The organism is Streptomyces polyasparticus, assembly GCF_014493765.1.
GTDB lineage: Bacteria > Actinomycetota > Actinomycetes > Streptomycetales > Streptomycetaceae > Streptomyces > Streptomyces polyasparticus.
The window spans coordinates 13,998-37,635 of sequence record NZ_JACTVJ010000017.1 but is presented as its reverse complement, the minus strand read 5'-3'; the positions used below and the strand labels follow the sequence as shown (position 1 = coordinate 37,635).

The following is a 23,638-nucleotide window of genomic DNA, read 5'->3' as shown; positions in this document are numbered from 1 at the left end:
CTCCGGGGATTGCGCGCTTTCCGGGGAGGGCGCGTTCTACGGCGTCGAGCGTTCTTCGGCGTTGAGCGTTCTGCAGCGGTCACGCGGACCGGTGCGTGAGCGCGGCCTTGCGGTTGCGGCGCCGGATCAGGAACGCGCCGCCGGCGCCGGCCGTGACGGCGAGCGCCGCACCGCCCGCGATCTGCGCCGAGGTGTCCACGTGCTGCGGCGCACCGCCGCCGAGCCCGGCCGACACCCGGCCCTGCGGGATGACCTGGGGGCGGGTGGGCGTGATGGTCGGGGTGCTCGGGCGTACGGGCGCGACGGGAGCCGCACTGGTCGGCGCCGCGGTCGGCGAGGTGGCCGACGAGCCCGAGATGGTGACCCGCTGCGAACCGGCCGCGTCGCCGCCGGAGCAGACCACGGCCACGGTGTACGTGCCGGGGTTCACGTTGTTCCAGGTGGCCGAGCCGCCCGCGAGCATGGCCTGCTGGCCGCCCGCGAAGCTGGCGTTGCCGCCGCCGATGAGGGAGGCGCGGCCGCCCTTGGTGCAGGCGGAGGTGGTGGCCTGCACCGTGGAGCCGTTGACGGTGACCTTGATGCCGGCCGCGTTGCCGCCCGCGACCGGCTGCGCGCTCTGCTTGCCGCCGGTGGCGCCGTCCTCGGGCATCAGCGTCAGGGCGGCGCCGCCCGCGAGCACGGCGAGCACTACGACCGGGGCTGCTGTGGCGACGGTCCGTCGCATGTTCCGCTGCGTCCGCATGCGTATGCCTCCAGCGAAGCCCGGGGTGGCGGCACCCTGCCCGTCCGCCTCAGTGGCCTGTCCCCGGCGCTCCATCCCCTCGAGCCAACGGCCTGACGCCCCGGCCCGCATGCGGGGAGCCCTCTCGGTTGGTCGTGCGGGTGACGGGCTGGGCCGGATGGCTGAGGGTCCGTCAAGCCCGCGCCCCGTCCACTCGGCCCGCACCGCCCCCGGCGCTCACCCTCTCCACTCGGCCCGCACCACCCGCCGCCGCTCACCCCACCCGCTCGACCCCCACTTCCCCCGCCACCCCTTCGACGGCCACCCGTACCTCGCCCTCCGCGTCCCACGACACCCGGTAGCGGCCCGCCGGTGCCCCCGTCGTATCGGGCACGGTGACCAGGCGTTCGCCCGGGCCCGATGCGCCGTACACGCGCAGGGTCAGATCGGCGGTCCAGTCCGCGTCGGGGCGCGAGTCGTCCGAGGCGAGCGGGAGGACCGTGCCCGGGCGGACCAGGAGCGGGAGGCTGTCGTAGCCGTGGTGCTCGCGGTGCCAGGCCGGGCCGGTGACACGTTCGCCGGTCAGGAGGTGGGTCCACTCGCCGTCCGGCACGTAGTACTCGACTTCGCCGTCGGCGTCGAAGACCGGGGCGACCAGGAGGTCGGGGCCGAGCATGTACTGGCGGTCCAGGGTGCGGCAGGCCGGGTCGTCGGGGAATTCGAGGAGCATCGGGCGCATCAGCGGGACGCCCGACTCGCGGGCCTCGACCGCGGCCCCGTACAGATAGGGCATCAGGCGGTGCTTGAGCCGGGTGAAGCGGCGGGCCACCTCGACCGCCTCCTCGCCGAACTCCCACGGCACCCGGTACGAGGTGTTGCCGTGCAGCCGCGAATGGGAGGAGAGCAGCCCGAAGGCGAGCCAGCGCTTGAAGACCGCCGGGTCCGGGGTGCCTTCGAAGCCGCCGATGTCGTGCGACCAGAAGCCGAAGCCGCACAGGGACAGGGAGAGGCCCCCGCGCAGGGACTCGGCCATCGCGCCGAAGGACGCGAAGCAGTCGCCGCCCCAGTGCACCGGGTACTGCTGGCCGCCCGCCGTCGCCGAGCGCGCGAAGACGACCGCCTCTCCCTCGCCGCGCTCCTTCAGGAGGAGTTCGAAGACCGTGCGGTTGTAGAGCTGCGTGTAGTAGTTGTGCATGCGCTCCGGGTCGGAGCCGTCGTGCCAGACCACGTCCGTCGGAATGCGTTCGCCGAAGTCCGTCTTGAAGGCGTCCACGCCCAGGTCGAGCAGGGTGCGCAGCTTGGCCGCGTACCACTCGCGGGCCGCCGGGCTCGTGAAGTCGACCAGGGCCATCCCCGGCTGCCACAGGTCCCACTGCCAGATGTCGCCGTTCGGCCGGCGCACCAGATGGCCGAGGTCCGCGGCCTCGGCGAACAGGGCGGACTTCTGGGCGATATACGGGTTGATCCACATGCAGACGCGCAGGCCGCGCTCCTTGAGGCGGCGCACCATCCCGGCCGGATCGGGGAAGACCTCCTCGTCCCAGGTGAAGTCCGACCACTGGTACTCGCGCATCCAGAAGCAGTCGAAGTGGAAGACGCTCAGCGGGATGCCGCGCTCGGCCATGCCGTCCACGAAGGACGTCACGGTCGCCTCGTCGTAGTCCGTGCAGAAGCTGGTCGACAGCCACAGGCCGAAGGACCACGCGGGCGGCAGCGCGGGGCGGCCGGTCAGTCCCGTGTAGCGGCGCAGCACGTCCTTGGGGGTCGGTCCGGCCACGATCCAGTACTCGAGCGACTGGTCCTCGACACTGAACTGCACCTGGCCCACGGACTCCGAGCCGATCTCGTACGAGACCTTGCCGGGGTGGTTGACGAAGACGCCGTAGCCGCGGGACGAGAGATGGAACGGGATGTTCTTGTACGCCTGTTCGCTGCTCGTGCCGCCGTCGGCCTGCCAGACGTCCACGCTCTGGCCGTTCTTGACGAAGGGCGTGAAGCGTTCGCCGAGACCGTACGTCAACTCGCCGACGGATAGGCCGAGTTGGCCGAGCATGTGGTGGGCGCCGTCGGCGTCGGTGGCGAAGCCCGTGCCGCGGCCGCCGACCGTGGTCAGGGTGCGCCCTTCGGCGTCGCTGAAGCGCAGCCCCCAGGGGCCCTCGGTGTTCACCGTGACCGTGAGCGGGCCGCTGGTCAGGGAGGCGGAGTCCGCGCCGCGTTCGGTGAAGGCGCCGGACGGGGTCCGCTGCACCTCGAAGTCCGGGCCGGGGTGCCGCTTCCCGGCGTGATGTGTGGTGCGCACGGCGATCACGCCCTCCGCCGGGGAGTGGCATTCGACGGTGATCAAGGATGAGTTGAGGGTGTCGCCGCGGCGGGCGACCTTGCGGACGGAGGCGTAGGCCGTGATGCGGTCGGCGGTGACCGAAAGGTCGCGGACCTCGGTGGCGTACGAGGCACGCACCCCCTCGCGCATCAGCCAGAAGCCATCGGTGAACCTCATCGTGCTCCTGCCTGGGATGATGGGCGGACCGTCGGCGGCACCTCTGGGGTGACCGGCGGTAACTGGCGGCTGGAGAAAGCAGTTGTCGAAGCGCTTCGATGAAGCCTAGACGGCTATTTCGCCTGCATCTAGAGTGGCGTCGAGTTTTGATCACGCGCCGATCAAGCAATGGGTCGAAGCGGTTCACCAATCAGGCCGTATCGGCCAAGGGAGGGCCTGTATGGTCACCATCGCCGAAGTCGCCCGCAGAGCGGGGGTATCGCCGAGCACCGTCAGCTATGTGCTCAGCGGGAAGCGCGCCATCTCCGTGGAGACCAGGGAGCGGGTGCGGCGCAGCATCCGCGAGCTGGGCTACCACCCCAACGCGGGCGCCCGCGCGCTCGCCGGGAACCGCTCCCATGTGATCGCGCTGATGATGCCGTTGCGTACGGACATGTATCTGCCGGTGATGATGGAGATCGCCCTCGCGGTCGCCACCACCGCCCGCAGCCACAACTACGACGTGCTGCTGCTCACCGGCGAGGAGGGCGCCTCCGCCGTCCGCAGGATCGCGGACAGTGCCTCGGCGGACGCGATGATCCTGATGGACGTGGAGCTGGACGACGAGCGGCTGCCGCTGCTCGACGAGATCGCACCCCCGGCCGTGCTCATAGGCCAGCCCGCGGATCCCTCCGGACTGACCTGTGTGGACCTGGACTTCGCGGCCGCGGGCGCGAGCTGCGTCGCCCATCTCGCCGGGCTCGGGCACCGCGAGATCGCCCTGATCGGCGAGGCGCCCGCGGTCTACGAGCGGCATACGGGCTTCGCCGAGCGCACTCTGGCGGGCGCTCGGGCGGCCGCCCGCGAGCACGGGGTGCGGATGCTGCACCGGCCGACCGAAGGCACGTACGACGCGGTCGCCGCGCAGCTCACCCGGGTCTTCGACGAGCGGCCCGGCACCACGGGGCTCGTGGTGCAGAACGAGGCCGCCATAGAGCCGCTGCTCAGCCTGCTGCGTCAGCAGGGCCGCGCCGTCCCCGAGGACATCTCGGTCGTGGCCATCTGCCCCGAACAGGTCGCGGCCCAGGCTTCGGTGCGGCTGACCTCGGTCGCGCTGCCCGCGCAGGAGATGGGGCGGCGGGCCGTGGAGCGTGTGGTGGAGCGGCTCGACGGCACTGTGCAGCCCAGTCTCGACCTCCTCGCGCCCGAACTGACCCACCGCACGAGCTCCGGGCCCGCGCCCGCGTAAGTGCCGCTTGCGTAAGTGCCGCTTGCGTAAGCGCCGCTCGCGCAAGCGCCCGAGGCGGCCACGCCCTACGAGGAGGACGTGGCCGCGCGGCGGCATCAACTCGCGCTGACCGTAAGGCTGTCGGTACGGAAGTCCAGCCCACCGGACGACGAGGTGATCTCGTAGCCGAACTGGACGTCGCCGATGGTCTCGTTCCCCATCCAGCCCTTGGTGTCCTTGATCCACTTCAGGATGGGCAGGATGTTCACCGTGCCGGCGCTGGAGTTGGACGTGCGCAGGAACGAGAACACCTGGTTCGCGCCGTTGTCGCCCTTGTAGACCTTCCAGGTGTGACCGCCGAGCGACACATCGCCCTGGTGGCTGCCGATCGGGCCGACCGGGCCGTACTGGTTCACCCAGAGCATGATCTCGTAGTCGTGATCGGTGTCCCAGATGTCGTACGAGGTGTTGTACGCGCCCGCGCTCGGCACGCTCACGTTGTAGCTGCTGGTGAGCGAACTCATGGAACCGATGGGCTTGTTCACGGCCTTGGTCGCGTTGGGGTACGACTTGATGCCGCCGGTGTCGGGGTGGTTGGCCCAGACACCCCAGTCGGTACCGGAGTTGGCCCAGAAGCACTGGGTGCCGGCGCCGCCGCCCCAGATGTTGTTGTAGAGCGTGTAGCCGTTCATCGAGGTGTTGCCCCACTGGTCGCAGGTCGACCAGGTCGCGGCCGACGCGGGGGCCGTGGTGAATCCGGCGGCGAGGGCGAGCCCGAGTGCGGGGGACGCGAGCAGGCGTATGTGGGTGCTTCTCTTCACTGGTGCTCCCTCGGTGGGGGGTTGCCAACTGTTGCCTGTTTCATCAGTAAATCTCAGCCTTTCTCACCTGTTATCTTCATTGTGTGAAGCTTTCCGAGTGGGCGGCGCGCAACGGTGTGCACTACCAGACCGCGTGGGCGTGGGCGAAAGAGGGCCGTATGCCCGTCCCGGTGTGCCAGACGCCATCCGGCACATGGCTGGTCGACGAGCCCACCCGGGAGACGTCCGGCCGCGTCGTGGCGTACTGCCGGGTCTCGTCGGCGGACCAGAAGCCGGACCTTGACCGGCAGGTCGCCCGTGTGGTCCAGGGGGCCACCGGTCTCGGCCTGCCGGTCGCTGAGGTCGTGACCGAGGTGGGATCCGGGTTGAACGGGCGACGCCGCAAGCTGCACCGGCTGCTGTCCGACCCGCGGGCGGCGGTGATCGTGGTGGAGCACCGTGACCGGTTGGCCCGGTTCGGCGTCGAGCACTTGGAGGCCGTGCTGTCAGCGTCCGGGCGGAGCCTGGTCGTCCTCGACCCGACCGAGAGTGCCGATGATCTGGTGTACGACATCACCGAGGTGCTGACGTCGATGTGCGCCCGCCTGTGCGGGCGGCGGGCGGCGAAGAACCGGGCCGCCCGCGCGCTGGCCGTGGCGATGGGCGAGGCCGCCGAGTGAAGAAGTTCCGGCCGCAGCCCGGGTTCGTGGTCCAGGCGTACCGCTTCGCCCTGGACCCGAACGCCGCCCAGGAGCGTGCGCTTCGGTCGCACTGCGGTGCCGCGCGTGCCGCATACAACTGGGCCGTGGGCTGGGTGACCGCCTCGTGGTGGCAGCGCAAGGCCGAGGAGACGTACGGCGTCCCCGAAGAGTCGCTGACCGAGTGGCGGCCGTGGTCGTTGCCGGCGTTGCGGAAGGCGTTCAACGCCGCCAAGCACACCGACCCCAGGTTCGCCCGCTGGTGGGAGGAGAACTCCAAGGAGGCGTACTCCACCGGTCTGGCGAACGCGTCGGCCGCGTTCGACAACTACGCCAAGTCGAAGGACGGCCGGCGGCGCGGCAAGCGGATGGGTGCGCCGCGGTTCAAGTCGAAGCGGAAGGCGCGCCTTGCCTGCCGGTTCACCACCGGCACCATCCGGGTGGACGCCGACGGCCGGCATGTGACCCTGCCGAGGTTGGGCACGATCCGCACGCACGAGCCCACGTTGAAGCTCCTGACCCGCGTTAAGGCCGGGACGGCGCGGATCCTGTCCGCGACCGTGCGGCACGAGCGAGGACGCTGGTTCGTTTCCTTCCAGGCCGAGGTCAAGCGGGACCTCGAACGTGTGGCGCGGCCGGACAAGGCGGTCGGGATCGACCTCGGCATCAAGACCCTCGCGGTGATGGCCGACAGCACCGGCGAGATCCGCACCACCGCCCATCCCGGGTGCTACAACCGGGCACTGGGGCAGCTGCGCCGAGCCTCGCGGTGCGTCTCTCGCCGTCAGGGCCCCGACCGGCGGACCGGGCGGCAGCCGTCGAAGCGCTGGGAGAAGGCCAACGCCGCCCGTAACAAGGTGCATCACCGGGTAGCGAACCTCCGCGAAGACGCCCTGCACAAGCTCACCACGAGTGTGGCGGCCGAGTACGGCACGATCGTCGTCGAAGACCTCAACGTCGACGGAATGCTGAAGAACAGGCGCCTTGCCCGCCGGATCGCCGACGCCGGATTCGGCGAGATCCGCCGCCAGTTCGACCTCAAGAGCCGCCAGCGCTACGCCACCCGCATGGTGATCGCGGACCGCTGGTACCCGTCCTCCAAGACCTGCTCCGGGTGCGGCGCGGTGAAAGCCAAACTGCCGCTGCACATCCGGACCTACCAGTGCGACGCCTGCGGCCTGGTCATCGACCGGGACGACAACGCCGCACTCAACCTCGCCGCCCTCGCGGCGGCCGCAGCAACTGGTACCGGAGTGGCCGGAGACCAGGACACCGCCCCGGCGGTGTCGAAGCCTCGTGGAGCCGACCAGAGGACCCGCGCCACCCGCCCCCGCCGCACGGCCGGGGCGGGGCGGGCAGGTGGCGCAACCCTGCCGCAGCAGCGGCAGACGGAAACGAGAGACCGTCCTCAAGCCGAAGCCCTGACGCTCTGGTGACGAGACGGACCTTCCGAGCCGAGAAGCCCGGAATGCTGAGAGTCGCTGAGGCTCTGAGTAACGGACGGAGGAGTCAGGGGCGCCGCCGCTCGCAGGACGGCGACGCCGTGGCGGCCGAGCTCCAAGGAGCCCTCGGCGGCGGTGCCGCCGAGGAGTTCGCGATACGCGCCGGGCAGCTCGACCCGTACGGGCGCGCGGCCGTGGTTCAGGAGGAACAGGAGCTCGCCGCGGCGCACCGCCTCGACCATCGGCGGGAGCCCGGGCAGCGTGGGGTGCACACCGGCCTCGCCCGCGACCGAGGCGAGCAGATCGCGCAGGGCCGCGGGGACCGGCAGCGTGGAGACGTACCAGGAGCGGCCGTTGCGCAACACGGCCGGGAATCCGTCGAGTTCGCCGCCGCGGTACGCCGCGACCGTCTCGGCGCCGGGTGCCGCCTCCAGCTCCTCGGTCCACACGGTGGCCTCGAAGGTGTCGGTCGTGGCGCGCTCGCCTTCGTCGAGCGGCCACCACTCGTGCAGGACCTTGATCCCGAAGAGCTCCCGCAGCCGGGGATCCATCCCGCCCGGGCGGATGCGGTCGTCGGGGTCCGCCAGTCCGGTGAGGAAGCCGCTGACGAGGTGGCCGCCGTCCGCCACGTACGACGTGAGGTTCTCGATCGCGGCGTCGGACAGGAGGTAGAGCTGCGGAATGACGGCCAGGCGGTACGGGGACAGGTCGGCGTCCGGTGGGACGAAATCCGCGCGCAGGCCCGCCTCCCACAAGGCGCTGTGCCAGGCGCGCAGGACCGCTGGATAGTCGACCGCGTCGGAGAGCCGGCCCTCCTGGAGCCCCGCCCACCAGGAGTCCCAGTCGTGCAGGAGCGCGATCCGGGCGGGCTCGGTGCGGGTGCCGGTGATCTGCGGGCCGATGCGGCCGAACTCGCCGCCGATCTCGGCGACTTCGCGGTACGTGCGGCCCTCGGGGCCCGCGTGCGACAGCATCCCCGAGTGGAACTTCTCGGCTCCCTGGCGTGACTGGCGCCACTGGAAGTAGCAGACGGCGTCCGCGCCGCGCGCCACCGCCTGCCAGGACAGGAGCCGGTTCAGACCGCGCGGCTTGGCGTGGTTCACGCCACGGAAGTTGACCGGGCCCGCAGCCTGTTCCATCAGCATCCAGGGGCGGCCGTCCGCCTGGCCGCGGGTCATGTCGCAGATCAGCGCGTTGTGCTGGCCGCCCATCGGGTCCTTGGGATCCGGATAGATGTCGACGGAGACGACATCCTCCTCGGCCGCCCAGCGCCAGGCGTCCTGGCCCACCCACATCGGCATGAAGTTGGTGGTGACCGGGATGCCCGGGCTGTGGGCGCGGACGATCTCGCGCTCCATCGAAAAGCACTCGAGCAGCGCGTCCGAGGTGAAGCGGCGGAAGTCCAGGGCCTGGCCGGGGTTGCGCAGGTACTGGGCGCGGCGCGGCGGCAGGATCTCCTCCCAGTCGCCGTACGCCTGGGACCAGAAGGCCGTTCCCCAGGACTCGTTGAGTGCGTCCAGGCCGTCGTGCCGCTTGCGCAGCCACTCGCGGAAGTGCCGTGCGGTCTCGTCGCACCAGCAGTGCGTGCAGTACTCGTTGTTGATGTGCCACAGGCGCAGGGCCGGGTGGTCCGCGTACCGCTGTACGAGCCGCGTCGTGATGGCCGCCGCGTACGAGCGGTAGACCGGGCTCGACGGGCAGAAGTGCTGGCGCGAGCCGTACCAGACGATCTCGCCGTGCTCGTCGCGCGGCAGCGTCTCCGGGTGGCGGGCGCCGAGCCAGGGCGGCGGGGAGGCGGTGGGCGTGGCGAGGACCACGCCGATCCCCGCCTCGTGAAGGAGCGTGAGCAGCCGGTCCAGCCAGCCGAACTCGTGGACGCCGGGCCTCGGTTCGAGCCGCGACCAGGAGAAGACGCCGACGGTGACCGAGTTGACCCCGGCCCGGCGCATCAGCGCGATGTCCTCGGGCCAGACCTCCTCGGGCCACTGCTCGGGGTTGTAATCGCCGCCGAAGAGGAGGCGGCCACGGGTGGAGTCGTCGAGAGAAAGCACCACAGTCAGCCCTTCACCGCGCCGGTCAGCATGCCCTTCTTGAAGTGCTTCTGGACGAACGGCGAAAGCACCGTGACCGGCAGCATCGCGAGCACCATCACCGCCATCTGCACCGCGAGCGGGGACAGCGGACCGGCCTTCACGGCCTGGCCGAGACCCGTCGGGGGCTCCTGGCGCTGTACCACCTGGATCATCACGTTCTGCAGCGGGAGCATGTCGTGGTCGTTGAGGTACAGGGACGCGTTGAACCAGGCGCTCCAGTACCCGACCGCGTAGAACAGCGCGATCACCGCGACCACCGCACGCGAGAGCGGAAGCACGATCTGCCACAGGATCCGCCAGTCGCCGGCGCCGTCGATCCGGGCGCTGTCGACGATCTCCTGCGAGACGTTCATGAAGAACGCCCGCAGGACAAGGATGTTGAAGACGCTCACCGCGCTCGGCAGGATCAGCGCGAGATAGGTGTCGGTCAGGCCGAGCGACTGCACGAGCAGATACGTCGGGATGAGACCGGCCGTGAAGAACATCGTGGTGAGCAGCGTCATCAGGATCCCGCGGTGCCACAGCGAGCCCGAGCGCGAGAGCCCGTACGCGCACAGCACCGACACCGTCACCGAGAACAGGGTGCCGACCAGCGTCACCCCGAGACTGACCAGCGTGGCCCGGCTGACCTGGCCGCCGCTGAGCAGTTCCCTGTACGCGACGAAGGTGATCTCGCGGGGGATGAGGACCAGACCGCCCGCTTTGGTGATGGTCTCCTTCGAGGAGAGGCTCGTGACGATCACGATCCACAGCGGGAAGAGGATCGCGAGCATCGCGAAGCCGAGGACCACACCCTTGCTCGCGAGTCCGACCTTGGTCGGCGGCTCCTCCCAGGCGGGGCGGTTGTGCGCCGCGGGCGGTCCGGGCCGCTGCATCGACGTGGGCATCTTGGGAGCCCTGTACGTGGTGGTCATTTCCGGTACACCCCCTGCTCGCCCAGGAGATGGGCCATCTTGTTCGCGATCAGGACCAGCGTGATGCCCACCAGGCCCTTGACCAGGCCGGCCGCCGCGGCGAAGGAGAAGTCCTGGTTGCGGATGCCGTTCCACCACACGTACGTGTCGAGGACTTCCGAGGCGCCCGGGCCCACGGCGTCGCGTTGCAGCAGGATCTGCTCGAAGCCCACGGTCAGGGCGTCCCCGACGCGCAGCACGAGGAGCAGCGCGATCACCGGCCGCAGTGCGGGCAGCGTGACATGCCACATGCGCCGCCAGCGGTTCGCGCCGTCCACCGCCGCCGCCTCGTACAGATCCGGGCTGACGGAGGCCAGCGCGGCGAGGAAGACGATGATGCCCCAGCCGGCGTCCTTCCAGACGCCCTCGGCCGTGACCAGGAACTTGAACAGACCCGGGTCGGTCATCAGGTCGAAGCCCTCGATGCCGTTCTGCCGCAGGATCTGCGCGATGATCCCGGCGCCGCCGAAGATCTGCTGGAAGACGGTGATGACCAGGACCCAGGAGAAGAAGTGCGGCAGGTAGAGCACCGCCTGGGCGACGGCCCGCACCCGGGGCCGCACAAAGGAGTTGATGAGCAGCGCGAGCGCGATCGGGATCGGGAAGAACAGCACCAGCTGCAGGACGAACAGGACCAGGGTGTTCTGCAGCGCGTCCCAGAACGCCGGGTCCTCGAAGATCCGCGTGAACTGTTCGAGGCCCACCCAGGCGCTGTGGAACATGGCCACGACGCCGTTGTCGCTGGCGTACGGGTCGTACTCCTCGAAGGCCACGAGGTTGCCGAGGATCGGCACGTAGGCGAAGACGACCACGAGAAGGAGCGCGGGCAGCGTCATCCACAGACGGGTGCCGTCCCTGCGCAGCCGCAGGCGGAACATCGCCCAGCGGCCGATACGGGCAGGTGGTGCGGTGTCCGCTCCCGGGGCGGGAGGCTCAGCCCCGGGAGCGGAGTCTTCTCCGGCGGAAGGCCGGGCGGCGGCGGTCTTCATCGGTTCGCGGCGGACCCGGCGTCGTCGAGGAGCTTCTTGTACCAGTCGCGCAGCTGGTCGCCGCCCTTGGAACGCCACGTCGATATGAACTGCTGCATATCGGCGATCGACTTGCGGCCGCGCACCACCTCGTCCTCCATGCCCTCCATGTCGTTGGAGAGGTTGGTGTACTTCGCGGGCTCGGTGACCTGCAGCCCGTAGAACGAGGTCTTACGGGTGAGGGCCCCGTGCCGCTGCTGCCACGCGACCTGGTCGCGGGTGATCTGCGGCAGATCGGGGTGGGCGAGCGTGGAGGCCGGCGATGCCAGCATCACGTAGGCGTTGTTGACCTCGTTGTTGCCCTTGTCGTTCTTGACCGGAAGGCCGTTCTTGATGTCGTAGTGCGTGCCCTCTACGCCGTAGTTCGTGAGCATGTACTCCTTGGTGCCGTACGGCGAGGCCGTGAAGTTCGCCGCCGCGAGCGCCGCTTCGATCGCGGACTTGTCCGCGTTCTTGCTGACGAACGCGAAGATGCCGGCGGGCTGCTTGGCGTAGAGCACGGGCTTGCCGCCGTCGGGACCGAAGATGTCCATGCCCGACATCGTGAACTTCGGGTTCTGCGGCAGCTGTTCGGCGGTCTTGCCGTACCAGTGCGAGATGTCGTCGTTGTACATCAGGACCTGGCCGGCGGTGAACCGGGTGGCGTCGTCGCCCTGCTGCGCCTTGGCGTCGGGATGCACCACACCCGCCGCGTACAGCTTGCGGGCCCACTCCAGGGCTTCGAGGTACTCCTCCTGCTCGATGCGGTAGAGCAGTTTGCCGTCGACCATGTTCCAGCCGAGGGCCTTCTCCTCACCCGAGAAGACACCGAACACGTTGAACGAGGTCCACTTCATGTCCCCGCAGCCCCACACCTTTGCCTTGGCATGGGTGATCTCCTTGGCCAGGTCGAGGAACTCCTGGGGCGAGGTGGGGACTTCGTACCCCTTCTCCTCGAAGAGGTCGCTGCGGTAGTACGGCACGATGTTGGGGACGTAGCTGGCCGGCATCGGCAGGCCGCGCAGCTTGCCGCCGAAGATGGCGCGCTGCCAGGCGTCGGTGGGGATCGCGGCGAGGTTCGGGTACTTCTTCACCTTGTCGCCGGAGAGATACGGGCCGAGGTCCGCGAACTTGTTGATGATCGCGCTCGGGATCTTGCCGCCCATGTTCCAGCCCGGGATCACCACCACATCCGGGATCCGGCTGGAGGCGAGCACCGCGCCGAGCTTCTCGTCGTAGTGCATCCCGTCCTGGTTCTGCCAGGTGATGTCGACGCCGATCGCTTCGTTCGCGGCCTTGTAGTACGGGTTGTCCTGCTTCGGCGGGGAGCCCCAGTACGGCGACATGACCGTGATCTTCTGGCCCTTGCCCAGCTTCTCCGGCACCGCGGACTTCAATTGGTCCGATGAAAGGGCCTTGTGGAAGCCGAGGGACGAGCCGTGCTCGGACGGGATGTCCGGCGCGACGATCGTGCGCGCCATGAACGTGGGCAGCACCTTCTTGGCGTCCTTGCCGGAGGTCGTGCCGTCCTTGCCGCCGCCCGGACTTCCGCAAGCGGTCAGCAGCGACGCACCGCCGCTGACGGCCACGGCGGCGACGGCGGTGGAGGCGAGGAAGCTTCTCCGGCTGGGGGCACCTGCGGGTGCGGTGCCGGTCGAGGTGCGCGGGGTCATGTGCGTCAGCCCTTCGGGAGAGGGAGGTGATGGCGCGGCTGGTGATGCGTGTTGAAGCGCTTCGACAATGGTCGGAGGTTAAGGGAAGGTTTCCGGACCCGACAAGACACCTGACCGAGGTTTCCGGCTGGTGACCTGAGTCGACTCTGTGCACCAAACTGTGCTGCACACAGGGGAGTTGAGGGGCAGGTGAGGTGCGGACCCTTGACAGTGCATGTCAGGGAAACCAGCATCGAAGCGCTTCAACCCAGTCCTCCGAGGAGTCCCGTGACCGCGAAACCGCCGCCCTTCCGCGATCCGAATCTGCCGCTCACCGAGCGGGTCGCGGACCTGCTCGGCCGGCTCACCGTCGACGAACGCCTCGCGATGCTGCACCAGTTCGCGCCACCCGTGGAGCGCCTCGGCCTCGCCGCCTTCCGCACCGGACAGGAAGCGCTGCACGGAGTGGCCTGGATGGGTCCCGCCACCGTCTTCCCGCAGGCCGTCGGGCTCGGCGCCACCTGGAACACCGCGCTGGTCCGGCGGATCGGCGACGCGGTCGGCGCGGAGGTACGCGCGATGCGCGAGCGCGATCCCCGCGTCGGGCTCAACGTCTGGGCCCCTGTGGTCAATCTGCTCCGCCACCCCCTGTGGGGCCGTAACGAAGAGGGCTGGTCCGAGGACCCGCACGCCACCGCCGCGCTCGCGGCCGCCTACACCCGAGGGCTGCGCGGAAGCGACTCCGTGCACTGGCGCACCGCACCTGTCCTCAAGCACTGGCTCGCGCACAACAACGAGACGGACCGGGCCACTTGCTCCTCGTCCGTGCGCCCCCGCGTGCTGTACGAGTACGACCTGCCGGCCTTCCGCGGCGCCGTCGACGGGGGAGCGGTGGCCGGGGTGATGCCCGCGTACAACCTGGTCAACGGGCGGCCCAACCATCTCTCGCCGTATCTGGAGAGCGAACTGCGCACCTGGACCGAGGACTCGCTCGTGGTCTGCTCGGACGCGGGCGCGCCCACCAACCTGGTCGACGCCGAGCACTACTACGACACTCACGAGGAAGCCCTCGCCGCCTCCCTCAGGGCCGGTGTCGACAACTTCACCGACCACGGCGAGGACTCCTCGGTCATCGTGGGGCGGCTGCGCACGGCCTACGACAAGGGCCTCCTCGACGAGGCCGATGTCGACCGGGCCGTGCGCCGGCTGCTCACGATGCGTTTTCTGCTCGGCGAGTTCGGGCCCGACCCGTACGCGGACGCCGGGCACGCCTTCGACACCCCGGCCCACCAGCGGCTCGCGGCCGAGGCGGCGGAGCAGGCGGTGGTGCTGCTCAAGAACGACGGGATCCTGCCGCTGAACCCGTCCGCGAAGCTCGCGGTGGTCGGGCCGCTGGCCGACGAGTGCAAGCTCGACTGGTACAGCGGCACGCTCATCCGCCGCTCCACCCCGCTGACGGCTCTGCGGGAACGGTTCGCCGAGGTCGTGCACGTGGAGGGCAGCGACACGGTGCGCCTGGTCCGCGCGTCCGACGGACTTGCGGTGCACGTACCGCAGGCCGCCGGGGAAGCCGCCGATCTCGTACGGGGAGCGGAGGGCGCACTCGACCCGGCGCTGCTCACCGGGCGCACCGATCTGCCGCCGCTGGTCCTCGACGCGCAGGGCACGGAGGTCGCACTGCTCGACTGGGGCGGTGACGTGCTCACCTTCAAGGCCCCCGACGGCCGGTATCTGTCGGTCGCCGAGGACGGTTTCGTACGGGCCTCCGCGGACCAGCCGGGCGGCTGGGTCGTCCAGGAGACATTCCGCCTGGAACCGCTGAACGATGAACAAGACGGACAGCTCCTCAGGCATATCGGTACGGGCGGCTACGTCTCTGTCGCCACCGGCGGCCTGAAGGTTGCCGCGGATCGTGCGGAAGCCGAGATCTTCCGGATCGAGTACGTGGAGCGCGGCACCGAGGCCGTGCTGCGGGCCGCGGCCGAGGCCGATGTGGTGGTGGTCGTGGCCGGAAACGATCCGCACATCAACGGCCGCGAGACCGAGGACCGCAGCACGCTCGCGCTGCCGCGGCAGCAGGGCGCCCTGTGGCGCGCGGCGCACTCGGCCAACCCGCGGACGGTCCTGGCCCTGGTCTCCTCGTACCCGTACGCCGTTCCCCAGGCCGACGCCGAACTTCCCGCGCTCCTGTGGACCGCGCACGGCGGACAGGCCGGGGGCACCGGGCTCGCACGGGTGCTTGCCGGCGAGATCTCGCCGGCCGGGCGGCTGCCGCAGACCTGGTACGCCGCCGACTCCGATCTGCCCGGTCTCTTCGACTACGACGTGATCGGCTCGCGCCAGACCTATCTCTACTTCGAGGGCACGCCGCTGTACCCGTTCGGGCACGGGCTCTCGTACAGCAGCTTCACCTACGAGGACCTCACCGTCCTGCAGACCCAGGACGCGGTGGTGCTCGCGGTCACGGTCGCCAACACCGCTGGCCGGGACGCGGACGAAGTGGTGCAGATCTACGGCAAGGCGGTCCATCCCCGTGTGCTCCGTCCGCGCCGGGCGCTGCTCGGCTTCGAGCGGCGGCGGATCGCGGCGGGCGCGCGCGAGACCTTCCACTTCCGGGTGCCGCGGGCGGAGTTGGGGTACTGGGACGTGGCCCACGGGACGTGGCGCGTCGACCCCGGGCTCTACGAGTTCGAGGCCGGGGCGTCGAGCGGCGACATCCGGCTGCGCTGCCTCGTCGAGGCGGAGGGCGAGCCGGCCGGGCCCCGGCCGGTGCGGCGCGGGCTGTGCGCCGTGGACTACGACGCGCAGTACGGGACGTGCATCGTCGACCGTACGAAGACGGCCGGGGACTCCGTGGCGGCCGAGGGCGGCGGACGCGGTGAACTGGTCTTCGGTGACTGCGACTTCGGGGACGGGGTGCGCGGGGCGGTGCTGACCGTGTCGGCCACGGGGCCCGGGGAGGTGACCCTCGCGGCGGGCGCCTGCGAGGTGACCGTGCCCGTATCGGCGACCGGTGGACCGTATGCGTACATCTCCCTCGATACCTCCTTCGAGGCCGAGGGCGTAAGGGAGTTGAAGGTCGGCCTCGCCGGCCCCGTCCGCCTCGCGGAGCTCGCCTTCACCCCGGCCTCGTCCACACCGTCGCCCCTTGCGGACGAGTGAGCTCCGATTGCTATGCTCGCCGCCCCGCAGCCACCGAAGAGGCCGGCACAGCGCTGACCAGGGAGGGAGTCGTCGCCGTGGGCATACCCGAGCAGGAGCCCGCTGCGGAGTTCCATGCCTTCTTCGAGCGGCACCATGCCGAACTCGCCCGTTTCGCACACCTTGTGACCGGTGAGGCGGAGGCCGCCGACGATCTCGCGGCCGATGCCCTGCTCGCCGTCTGGGACCGCTGGGACCGGGTCCGCGCGGCGGATCATCCGGTGGCGTACGCCCGAGGGGTCGTGGCGAACATGGCCCGCAGCCGGATCCGCAGCGCGGTGCGCGAGCGCCGCCGGGTCGCGCTCTACTGGTCGCGGCACGACGAGGACAGCGCCGGACCGGATGTGGCCGCGGTGGTCGACGTACGGCGCGCGCTGCGCAGACTCCCGTTCCGCAAGCGGGCCTGTGTGGTCCTGCGCCATGCGCTCGATCTGTCGGAACGCGATACGGCGATGGCGCTCGGGATATCGGTGGGTACGGTGAAGAGCCAGACATCCAAGGGGGTGGCCGAGCTGCAGCGGCTGCTCGGATCCGAGGAAGCCACGGAAATGGGAACGGCGGCCATGCTGCGGGCGGTGGAGCGGAACGGGAGTGCCCAGGTGCCGGGCGCCGTCGCCCCCGCCCGGGAGGTCGGGCACTGATGGACGAGTTGCGCCGCGAACTGCGGGCCGCCGCCGAGCGGCACGATCCGGACAAGGCCCGCATGTGGGCACGTATCGAACGCGGGATGTCGGCCGACACCGTGGTCACGGGCCGCTCCCCGCGCCCGCAGACCCGCGGCTGGCTGCGCGTGGCGGGTGCGGCCGCGGGCGTCGCCGGCGTGGTCGCGGTGGCCGGGATCTCGGCGACCGCGGCGATGCGGGACGACAACCCGGGCCCGTCGGCCGTGACCTCGGCGCCGCAGCCGGGCACGCCGACGGCGGACTCGACGGCGACGGTGCAGGGCACGGCCTCGCCGGACCCGTCCCGCAAGCCCTCTTCGTCCCCGCCCTCCGGTGAGGACGCGAAGACTTCGGAGACTCCCGACCCCGACCCGGGCAGGAAGACCAGCCCGCCGCCGGCGACCTCGGCGGCCGGTGAGACGGACGGGCCGCTGTGGTCGGACGGCTCGGTCAATCCGCACAGCAACGACTTCTGGGCGCAGAGCGATGTCACGGTGAAGACCACCGAGCCGCTGACCTCCCTGGTCGTGGAGCTGAAGATCGCGCGTACGGAGGGTGTCGCGTCCACGGGGGAGTGGCGGACGCGGCCGGCGGAGGACTTCGTCTCGGACGTCGTGGAGACGGACGGCTTCCTGATCTACCGCTGGACTTTGCAGCCCGGCAAGACGGTCCCCGCGGGCAGCCATGTCTTCGCGGGCCAGTACAACCACGAAGAGGGCGGCCGCAACGCGTACGGCGACTCGTACTCGGCGCGCGCGACCGCGAACGGCGAAGAGGCCCGCGTGGAGGGCAACTTCGCGCGGCACGAGGACTGAGCGCCGGGCCGCCGCCATGGATCTGTCAGGTGCGCTCCTCGCGCACTTTGTTGACAGCCGCCCGCAGCCGAAGCCACATCGGGTCCGACGGCTCGGCGCTGGTGAAGGTCTCCAAGTCGTCCTCCGCCCAAGTGCGTTGACCGTCGGTGAGCAGCAGATGGGCCTCCAGATCCCCGTCGCCCGGCACCTCGGAGCTCGAATCCAGGAACGAGCGGACCGCGGCCCGCTGCTCCGCTGCGTCGGGGGCGGGGCGCCGGGTGGCGTCGCGGAGGAAGAGAAGCGCGAGGCCGCCGTCGGCAGTTGCTGCCAGGAGGTGGCCGCCCGACGTGGTGGCGAGGGCCGTCACGCCGGAGCCGGAGAGCACGCCGTCGTACTCGGTGGCGCGCTGTTCCGCGAGGTCGAGTGCGATGAGCGCGCCGGCGGGTGTGCCGATCCAGAGCACGTCCGGCTGCCCGCCGAAGGCGATGTTGTGCCGGGACCACGCACGATTCTGCTCGAGCCACTCGTCCGGATACGGGTGGCCCGGGCTCGGTTCGCCGAGCGTCGTGGACAGGACGCGCCGCAGCGACGGGAAGGCGAAGATGTCGAGGGACTGGTCGTAGGCGTTCCCGCGGATCGCGAAGTGGCGCCCGTCCGGGCTGAAGAGCGGGGCCTCGTAACCGTCGGCGTCGAGGATCAGGGCCCGGCGCAGGAAGCGCATCGGTGTGGGGGCGGGTCCGCCGGCGACTGGTGCGAACAGGACGAGGGTCGCGCCCTGGTCGCTGGAGTAGGCCGTGACCAGGCCACCGGCCGGATGCTCCACGGCCGCGGTGTCCCACCACCGTCCCTTCGCGACGTGCCCCGAGGCAAGCGCGATGGCGTCCGAGGTCTCCCACGGGGTGTCCTCGGGGTCGGACGACGGTGATGCCCACACGGTGCTTCCGTCCGGGCTGAAGGCGAGGTTCTGGTAGGCGGCGCCCGGGGGGAAACCGTCCGCCGCGGAGAGTCCGTCGGGCGTCCAGCGGATGATCTGCCCCTCGGTCACGACCACGAGCAGCGGGTCGTGCGGATGCCAGGCCACCACCGGTGTGCGCTCCAGCCGGTCCCAGCCCGGCGCGTCGTACGGCGCCGACTCCGCGCCCACGGAGGCCAGTTCGTTCACCTGCCCCTCCGCGCACTCCCATACGTGGACGGCCGGGCGCGTCGAGTCCAGGCAGGCGGCCAGGGGCAGCCGGGGGTGGCACAGCAGCCGTTCGGTCGCGGGCCGTGCGGTGGTCGTGGTGCGTGCCACGGTCTCGATGACAGTCATGCCGCGGACCGTACGGCCCACCACTGACAACCGAGCCGCGGCAACCTTTCCCGCCCCCCGTGACCACTCACTTGCGTCAACACACCCCCACGCAAGGAAACGTGGCATGAGTTCAGGCAAGGAAACGCGCGCCCGGCATCGTCGGCGGATCACTCGTCGGCGGGCCCTGTTCGCGGGGGCCGGTGCGGCGCTGCTGACCGGTGGGGCGCTCGGCGTCACCTCGATGATGTCCACGGCAGGGGCCGCCTCCGCCTTCCCCACTCCCAAGGGGCAGCAGGCGGTCAGCAAGTCGATCGAGGTCAAGGGCACGCTCGACGGCGGCTACAAGCGGTACTACGGCAGCGGCGCGCTCGGCGGCGGCGACCAGGGCGAGGGCCAGGACCCGATCTTCAAGCTCGCCGACGGCGCCGTGCTCAAGAACGTGATCATCGGCTCGCCCGCCGCCGACGGCGTGCACTGCATGGGCAGTTGCACACTGCAGAACGTCTGGTGGGAGGACGTCGGCGAGGACGCCGCGACCTTCAAGGGCAAGTCCGCCTCGTCGGTGTACACCGTCTACGGCGGCGGCGCCCGCAAGGCCAGCGACAAGGTGCTGCAGTTCAACGGCGCCGGCAAGCTCGTGATCTCGAAGTTCCAGGTCTCGGACTTCGGCAAGCTGGTCCGCTCCTGCGGCAACTGCTCCACCCAGTACAAGCGCACCATCATCATCAACGACGTCGACATCACCGCCCCCGGCAAGTCGATCGTCGGCATCAACCAGAACTACGGCGACACCGCGGCCCTGCGCAACGTCCGTATCCACGGCGACAGCAGCAAGAAGATCTCGCCGTGCGACCGCTTCCAGGGCAACAACACCGGCGCCGAGCCCACCAAGATCGGCTCCGGTCCGGACGGCACGTACTGCCGCTACACCGCAGCGGACCTGATCTACAAGTAGGTCCCCGCGGCAGCAAGTAGCCGTTCTCGCAGGTCAGTTGGCTGCCACCCCCCGCCCGGCCCCCGGTGCGCCCTCGCGCGCGCCGGGGGCCTGGGCGCGTTGCGCGGAAGGCGGCCTCGACAGCCTTGGACCGCTCCGGTCATCACAACTTCACCCGGCCGAAAAGAAGTTCTGTCACAAGCGTTGACGACGCCCGGTCCCGGCTTTAGCTTCAGCACGTCATATTTCGTACGTCATATACGAGACGCGATACGCCATACGCGATGTACGACCGGCACCCCATCTCAGAAGCGAGAGCCGAGACTTCATGACCTTCGCAGCTCCCAGCCCGATCCCGTCCAGGACCGAGTATGTCCTGGAGGCGATCAAGCGCGGTATCCTCACCGGCCAACTGGTCCCCGGCCAGGCCCTGGTGGAGACCGAACTGGCCGCCCGTTTCGGTGTCTCCAAGACCCCCGTACGCGAGGCCCTGAAGACCCTCGCCGGCACGGGCCTGGTTCTGATGAGCCAGTACAAGGGCGCCACGGTGCGCATGGTCGACGCGGAGATGGCGCACGAGGTCTACGACGTGCGACTGCTCCTCGAGCCCGAGGCGCTGCGCCGTGCGATCACCCGCAACTCCGGCTTCGAGGAGGCCGCCGAGGCGCTCGCCCGCGCCGGCTCGGCCGCCGACGCGGCCGAACGGAGCCTCGCCAACCGGGACTTCCACCGCGCCCTCTACCTGCCCTGCGGCAACCCGCTGCTCGGCCGGATGCTGGACGAGGTCCGCGACCAGGCCGCCCTGGTCTCGGCGGTGGCCTGGGCGGCGCGGCCCTCCTGGGAGAAGGAGGCGGCCGAGCACGAGGAGATCCTGCGCCTGGCCCGCGCCGGCGATGCCGACGCGGCGGCCGCCGCACTGCATGCGCATATCGCGGACTTCGTACGTCACGCCTTCCCCGGGCAGGACGGACCGGACGGGCCGGATGCCCCGGGCGGACCGGCTGCCACGGGTGGGGCCGAGGAGGGCCACCGAGCATGAACACCCCCGACTTCACCGCCCAGCGGGCCGCGCTCGCCGATGTGGTGGCGATCCCCGTCACGCCGTTCGGCGAGGACGGCCGGATCGACACCGAGGCGCACCGCGTCCTGCTGCGGCGCCTGCTCGACGCCGGGGTCCGCACGCTCACACCGAACGGGAACACCGGCGAGTTCTACGCCCTCGACCCTCAGGAGCGCCGCGCGGCCGTCGAGTTGACGGCCGGGGCCTCCCAGGGGCAGGCCGTGATCATCGCCGGAGTCGGCCACGACGTGCCCACCGCCGTCGAGGCCGCGCTGCACGCACAGGACAACGGCGCGCAGATGGTGATGGTGCACCAGCCGGTACACCCCTATGTCTCCGCCGACGGCTGGGTCGACTACCACCACGCGATCGCCGAGGCCGTGCCCGAGCTGGGCGTCGTCCCCTACATCCGCAACGCGCGCCTGCCCGGTTCCCGCCTCGCGGAGCTGGGCGAGGCCTGCCCGAACGTGATCGGCGTGAAGTACGCCGTCCCGGACCCGGTGACCTTCGCGACCTTCGCCCGCGAGGCGGGCATGGACCGCTTCGTGTGGGTCGCGGGTCTCGCCGAGTCGTACGCACCCTCGTACTTCTCCGCGGGCGCGACCGGGTTCACCTCCGGGCTCGTGAACGTCGCACCGGCCATCTCGCTGTCCATGATCGAAGCGCTTCGAGCCGGCGACTATCCGGCCGCGATGAAGGTCTGGGAGCAGATCCGCCGCTTCGAGGAACTGCGGGCCGACGACGGTGCCGCGTACAACGTGACCGTCGTCAAGGAGGCGCTCTCCTCGCTCGGCCTGTGCCGCCGCGACGTGCGCCCGCCGAGCAGCCCGCTGCCCTCCGCCGTGCGTGCGGAGGTCGCCGCGATAGCCGGGGAGTGGTCCCTGTGAGCGACTCCGCAAAGCTGCGCAGCAGCCAGTGGTACGACGTGGAAGGGCTGCGCACGTTCAGCCACCGCGCCCGCACCCGGCAGCTCGGCTATCTGCCCGAGGAGCACGTGGGCAAGCCGGTGGTCGCGATCCTCAACACCTGGTCGGACATCAACCCCTGCCACCAGCACCTGCGCGAGCGTGCCCAGGCCGTCAAGCGGGGGGTGTGGCAGGCGGGGGGCTTCCCGCTCGAATTCCCCGTCTCCACGCTCTCGGAGACCTTCCAGAAGCCGACCCCGATGCTCTACCGCAACCTTCTCTCCCTGGAGACGGAGGAGCTGCTCCGCTCCTACCCGGTGGACGGCGCGGTGCTGCTCGGCGGCTGCGACAAGACGACCCCGGCGCTGCTGATGGGCGCCGCGTCCATGGATCTGCCGACGATCTTCGTCCCGGCGGGTCCGATGCTCCCGGGCCACTGGCGCGGCGAGACGCTCGCCTCCGGTACGGACATGTGGAAGTACTGGGACGAGCACCGCGCGGGCCGGCTCGGGGACTGCGAACTCGGCGAGCTGCAGAACGGTCTTGCCCGTTCGGCAGGCCACTGCATGACGATGGGCACGGCCTCCACGCTCACCGCGGCCGCAGAGGTCCTCGGTGTGACGATTCCCGGAGCGTCGTCCATCCCGGCCGTCGACTCGGGCCACGAGCGGATGGCCGCGGCCGCGGGGCTGCGGATCGTCACGCTGATCCGCGAGGGCCTGAAGATCGGCGACATCCTGACCCGCGAGGCCTTCGAGGACGCCGTCACCACGGTGCTCGGACTCGGCGGCTCCACCAACGCCGTGATCCACCTGATCGCGATGGCCGGACGCGCGGGCGTCGAGCTCACCCTCGACGACTTCGACCGCATCGCCCCCACGGTCCCGGTCCTCGCCAACGTGCAGCCCGCCGGCGGCCCGTATCTGATGGAGGACTTCCACTTCGCGGGCGGTCTGCCCGGGTTCCTGTCCCGTATCACCGACCTGCTCCACCTGGACCGGCCCACCGTCGCCCACGCCACCCTGCGCGAACAGCTCGACGGTGCGCTGGTGCACAACGACGACGTGATCCGGCCGCGCTCCAACCCGGTCGCGAGCGAAGGCGGCGTGGCCGTCCTGCGCGGCAACCTGTGCCCCGACGGTGCGGTGATCAAGCACATCGCCGCCGAACAGCACCTGCTCAAGCACACCGGACCCGCCGTCGTCTTCGACGACTACCGCACCCTGCAGCGCACCATCGACGACCCGGCGCTCGGCATCACCGCCGACCACGTCCTGGTGCTGCGCGGCGCGGGTCCCAAGGGCGGTCCCGGGATGCCCGAGTACGGGATGCTGCCGATCCCCAAGTACCTCCTGGAACAAGGCGTACGGGACATGGTGCGGATCTCCGACGCGCGGATGAGCGGCACCTCGTACGGCATGTGCGCGCTGCATGTCGCGCCCGAGTCCCATGTGGGCGGACCGCTCGCCCTGGTGCGCACGGGAGACCTCATCACCCTTGATGTGGCGGCCCGTTCGCTCCGTATGGAGGTCGACGAGGCCGAGCTGGAGCGGCGCCGGGCCGAGTGGACCCCGCCGCCCGAGCGCTACGAGCGCGGCTACGGCGCCCTCTACAACGAGCACATCACGCAGGCCGACACCGGCTGCGACTTCGCCTTCCTCGCCCGCAAGGGCGCGAATCCCGAGCCTTACGCAGGCTGAGCAAGTCCCCCCAACTGCCCG

18 protein-coding genes are annotated in these 23,638 nt (G+C 70.5%); 10 read left to right on the top strand and 8 right to left on the bottom strand.

Annotation, left to right across the window (positions count from 1 at the left end):
• Positions 1-79 precede the first annotated feature (79 nt).
• Positions 80-724, bottom strand: coding sequence for a hypothetical protein (locus H9Y04_RS30800; protein WP_187817385.1), 645 nt, complete (start codon positions 722-724; stop codon positions 80-82).
• Positions 725-995: 271 nt separating this feature from the next.
• Positions 996-3,218 (bottom strand): alpha-xylosidase, encoded by a 2,223-nt coding sequence (yicI, locus tag H9Y04_RS30795; protein ID WP_187817384.1) that lies wholly within the window; start codon positions 3,216-3,218, stop codon positions 996-998.
• Between the two features lie 220 nt (positions 3,219-3,438).
• On the opposite strand from yicI, the gene H9Y04_RS30790 reads away from it, so the two are divergent.
• Positions 3,439-4,446, top strand: a complete 1,008-nt coding sequence (locus H9Y04_RS30790) for a LacI family DNA-binding transcriptional regulator (RefSeq protein WP_187817383.1) — start codon at positions 3,439-3,441, stop codon at positions 4,444-4,446.
• Between the two features lie 95 nt (positions 4,447-4,541).
• Here H9Y04_RS30790 and H9Y04_RS30785 read toward each other — a convergent pair whose 3' ends face one another.
• A complete protein-coding gene (locus H9Y04_RS30785) occupies positions 4,542-5,228 on the bottom strand; it encodes a glycoside hydrolase family 12 protein (RefSeq protein ID WP_308801284.1) in 687 nt (228 codons plus the stop codon).
• A gap of 101 nt (positions 5,229-5,329) precedes the next feature.
• Here H9Y04_RS30785 and H9Y04_RS30780 point away from each other — a divergent pair, with 101 nt between their 5' ends.
• Entirely contained in the window at positions 5,330-5,905 is a 576-nt protein-coding gene (locus tag H9Y04_RS30780) for an IS607 family transposase (protein ID WP_187817381.1), read from the top strand.
• A complete protein-coding gene (tnpB, locus tag H9Y04_RS30775; RefSeq protein ID WP_187817380.1) occupies positions 5,902-7,359 on the top strand; it encodes an IS607 family element RNA-guided endonuclease TnpB in 1,458 nt (485 codons plus the stop codon). Before H9Y04_RS30780 ends, tnpB begins: the two co-directional genes overlap by 4 nt.
• On the opposite strand, the gene H9Y04_RS30770 is transcribed toward tnpB, so the two are convergent.
• Genes H9Y04_RS30770 through H9Y04_RS30755 form a run of 4 tightly spaced genes read right to left on the bottom strand, consistent with a single transcriptional unit; the run spans position 7,332 to position 13,091 of the window.
• Positions 7,332-9,416: a beta-galactosidase gene (locus H9Y04_RS30770; protein ID WP_187817379.1), complete on the bottom strand. Its 2,085-nt coding sequence runs from the start codon at positions 9,414-9,416 to the stop codon at positions 7,332-7,334. The genes tnpB and H9Y04_RS30770 overlap by 28 nt on opposite strands.
• A gap of 5 nt (positions 9,417-9,421) precedes the next feature.
• A complete protein-coding gene (locus H9Y04_RS30765; RefSeq protein ID WP_236071697.1) occupies positions 9,422-10,345 on the bottom strand; it encodes a carbohydrate ABC transporter permease in 924 nt (307 codons plus the stop codon).
• 23 nt (positions 10,346-10,368) lie between these two features.
• On the bottom strand, positions 10,369-11,400 hold the full coding sequence (locus H9Y04_RS30760; RefSeq protein WP_187817377.1) for an ABC transporter permease: 1,032 nt from the start codon (positions 11,398-11,400) through the stop codon (positions 10,369-10,371).
• The gene (locus tag H9Y04_RS30755) at positions 11,397-13,091 is read right to left on the bottom strand and encodes an extracellular solute-binding protein (protein WP_187817376.1); all 1,695 of its coding nucleotides are present in this window, start codon (positions 13,089-13,091) and stop codon (positions 11,397-11,399) included. The genes H9Y04_RS30760 and H9Y04_RS30755 overlap by 4 nt, the downstream gene beginning before the upstream one ends.
• Before the next feature lie 267 nt (positions 13,092-13,358).
• Here H9Y04_RS30755 and H9Y04_RS30750 point away from each other — a divergent pair, with 267 nt between their 5' ends.
• From H9Y04_RS30750 to H9Y04_RS30740, 3 genes are all read left to right on the top strand, one after another.
• The gene (locus H9Y04_RS30750) at positions 13,359-16,232 is read left to right on the top strand and encodes a glycoside hydrolase family 3 C-terminal domain-containing protein (protein ID WP_187817375.1); all 2,874 of its coding nucleotides are present in this window, start codon (positions 13,359-13,361) and stop codon (positions 16,230-16,232) included.
• A gap of 77 nt (positions 16,233-16,309) precedes the next feature.
• On the top strand, positions 16,310-16,912 hold the full coding sequence (locus H9Y04_RS30745) for a SigE family RNA polymerase sigma factor (RefSeq protein WP_187817374.1): 603 nt from the start codon (positions 16,310-16,312) through the stop codon (positions 16,910-16,912).
• Entirely contained in the window at positions 16,912-17,748 is an 837-nt protein-coding gene (locus H9Y04_RS30740; RefSeq protein ID WP_187817373.1) for a hypothetical protein, read from the top strand. Before H9Y04_RS30745 ends, H9Y04_RS30740 begins: the two co-directional genes overlap by 1 nt.
• A gap of 25 nt (positions 17,749-17,773) precedes the next feature.
• On the opposite strand, the gene H9Y04_RS30735 is transcribed toward H9Y04_RS30740, so the two are convergent.
• Positions 17,774-19,036 carry a hypothetical protein gene (locus H9Y04_RS30735; protein ID WP_236071686.1) on the bottom strand — a complete coding sequence of 421 codons (1,263 nt, stop codon included), beginning with the start codon at positions 19,034-19,036 and terminating at the stop codon, positions 17,774-17,776.
• Between the two features lie 106 nt (positions 19,037-19,142).
• Here H9Y04_RS30735 and H9Y04_RS30730 point away from each other — a divergent pair, with 106 nt between their 5' ends.
• From H9Y04_RS30730 to araD, 4 genes are all read left to right on the top strand, one after another.
• A complete protein-coding gene (locus H9Y04_RS30730; RefSeq protein ID WP_187817372.1) occupies positions 19,143-19,973 on the top strand; it encodes a pectate lyase in 831 nt (276 codons plus the stop codon).
• A 307-nt stretch (positions 19,974-20,280) separates the two neighbouring features.
• Positions 20,281-20,991, top strand: a complete 711-nt coding sequence (locus H9Y04_RS30725; RefSeq protein ID WP_187817371.1) for a GntR family transcriptional regulator — start codon at positions 20,281-20,283, stop codon at positions 20,989-20,991.
• The gene (locus tag H9Y04_RS30720) at positions 20,988-21,899 is read left to right on the top strand and encodes a dihydrodipicolinate synthase family protein (protein ID WP_187817370.1); all 912 of its coding nucleotides are present in this window, start codon (positions 20,988-20,990) and stop codon (positions 21,897-21,899) included. Before H9Y04_RS30725 ends, H9Y04_RS30720 begins: the two co-directional genes overlap by 4 nt.
• Complete coding sequence (gene araD, locus H9Y04_RS30715; protein WP_187817369.1) at positions 21,887-23,617, top strand: L-arabinonate dehydratase; 1,731 nt, start codon at positions 21,887-21,889, stop codon at positions 23,615-23,617. The genes H9Y04_RS30720 and araD overlap by 13 nt, the downstream gene beginning before the upstream one ends.
• The last annotated feature ends 21 nt before the right edge of the window (positions 23,618-23,638 follow it).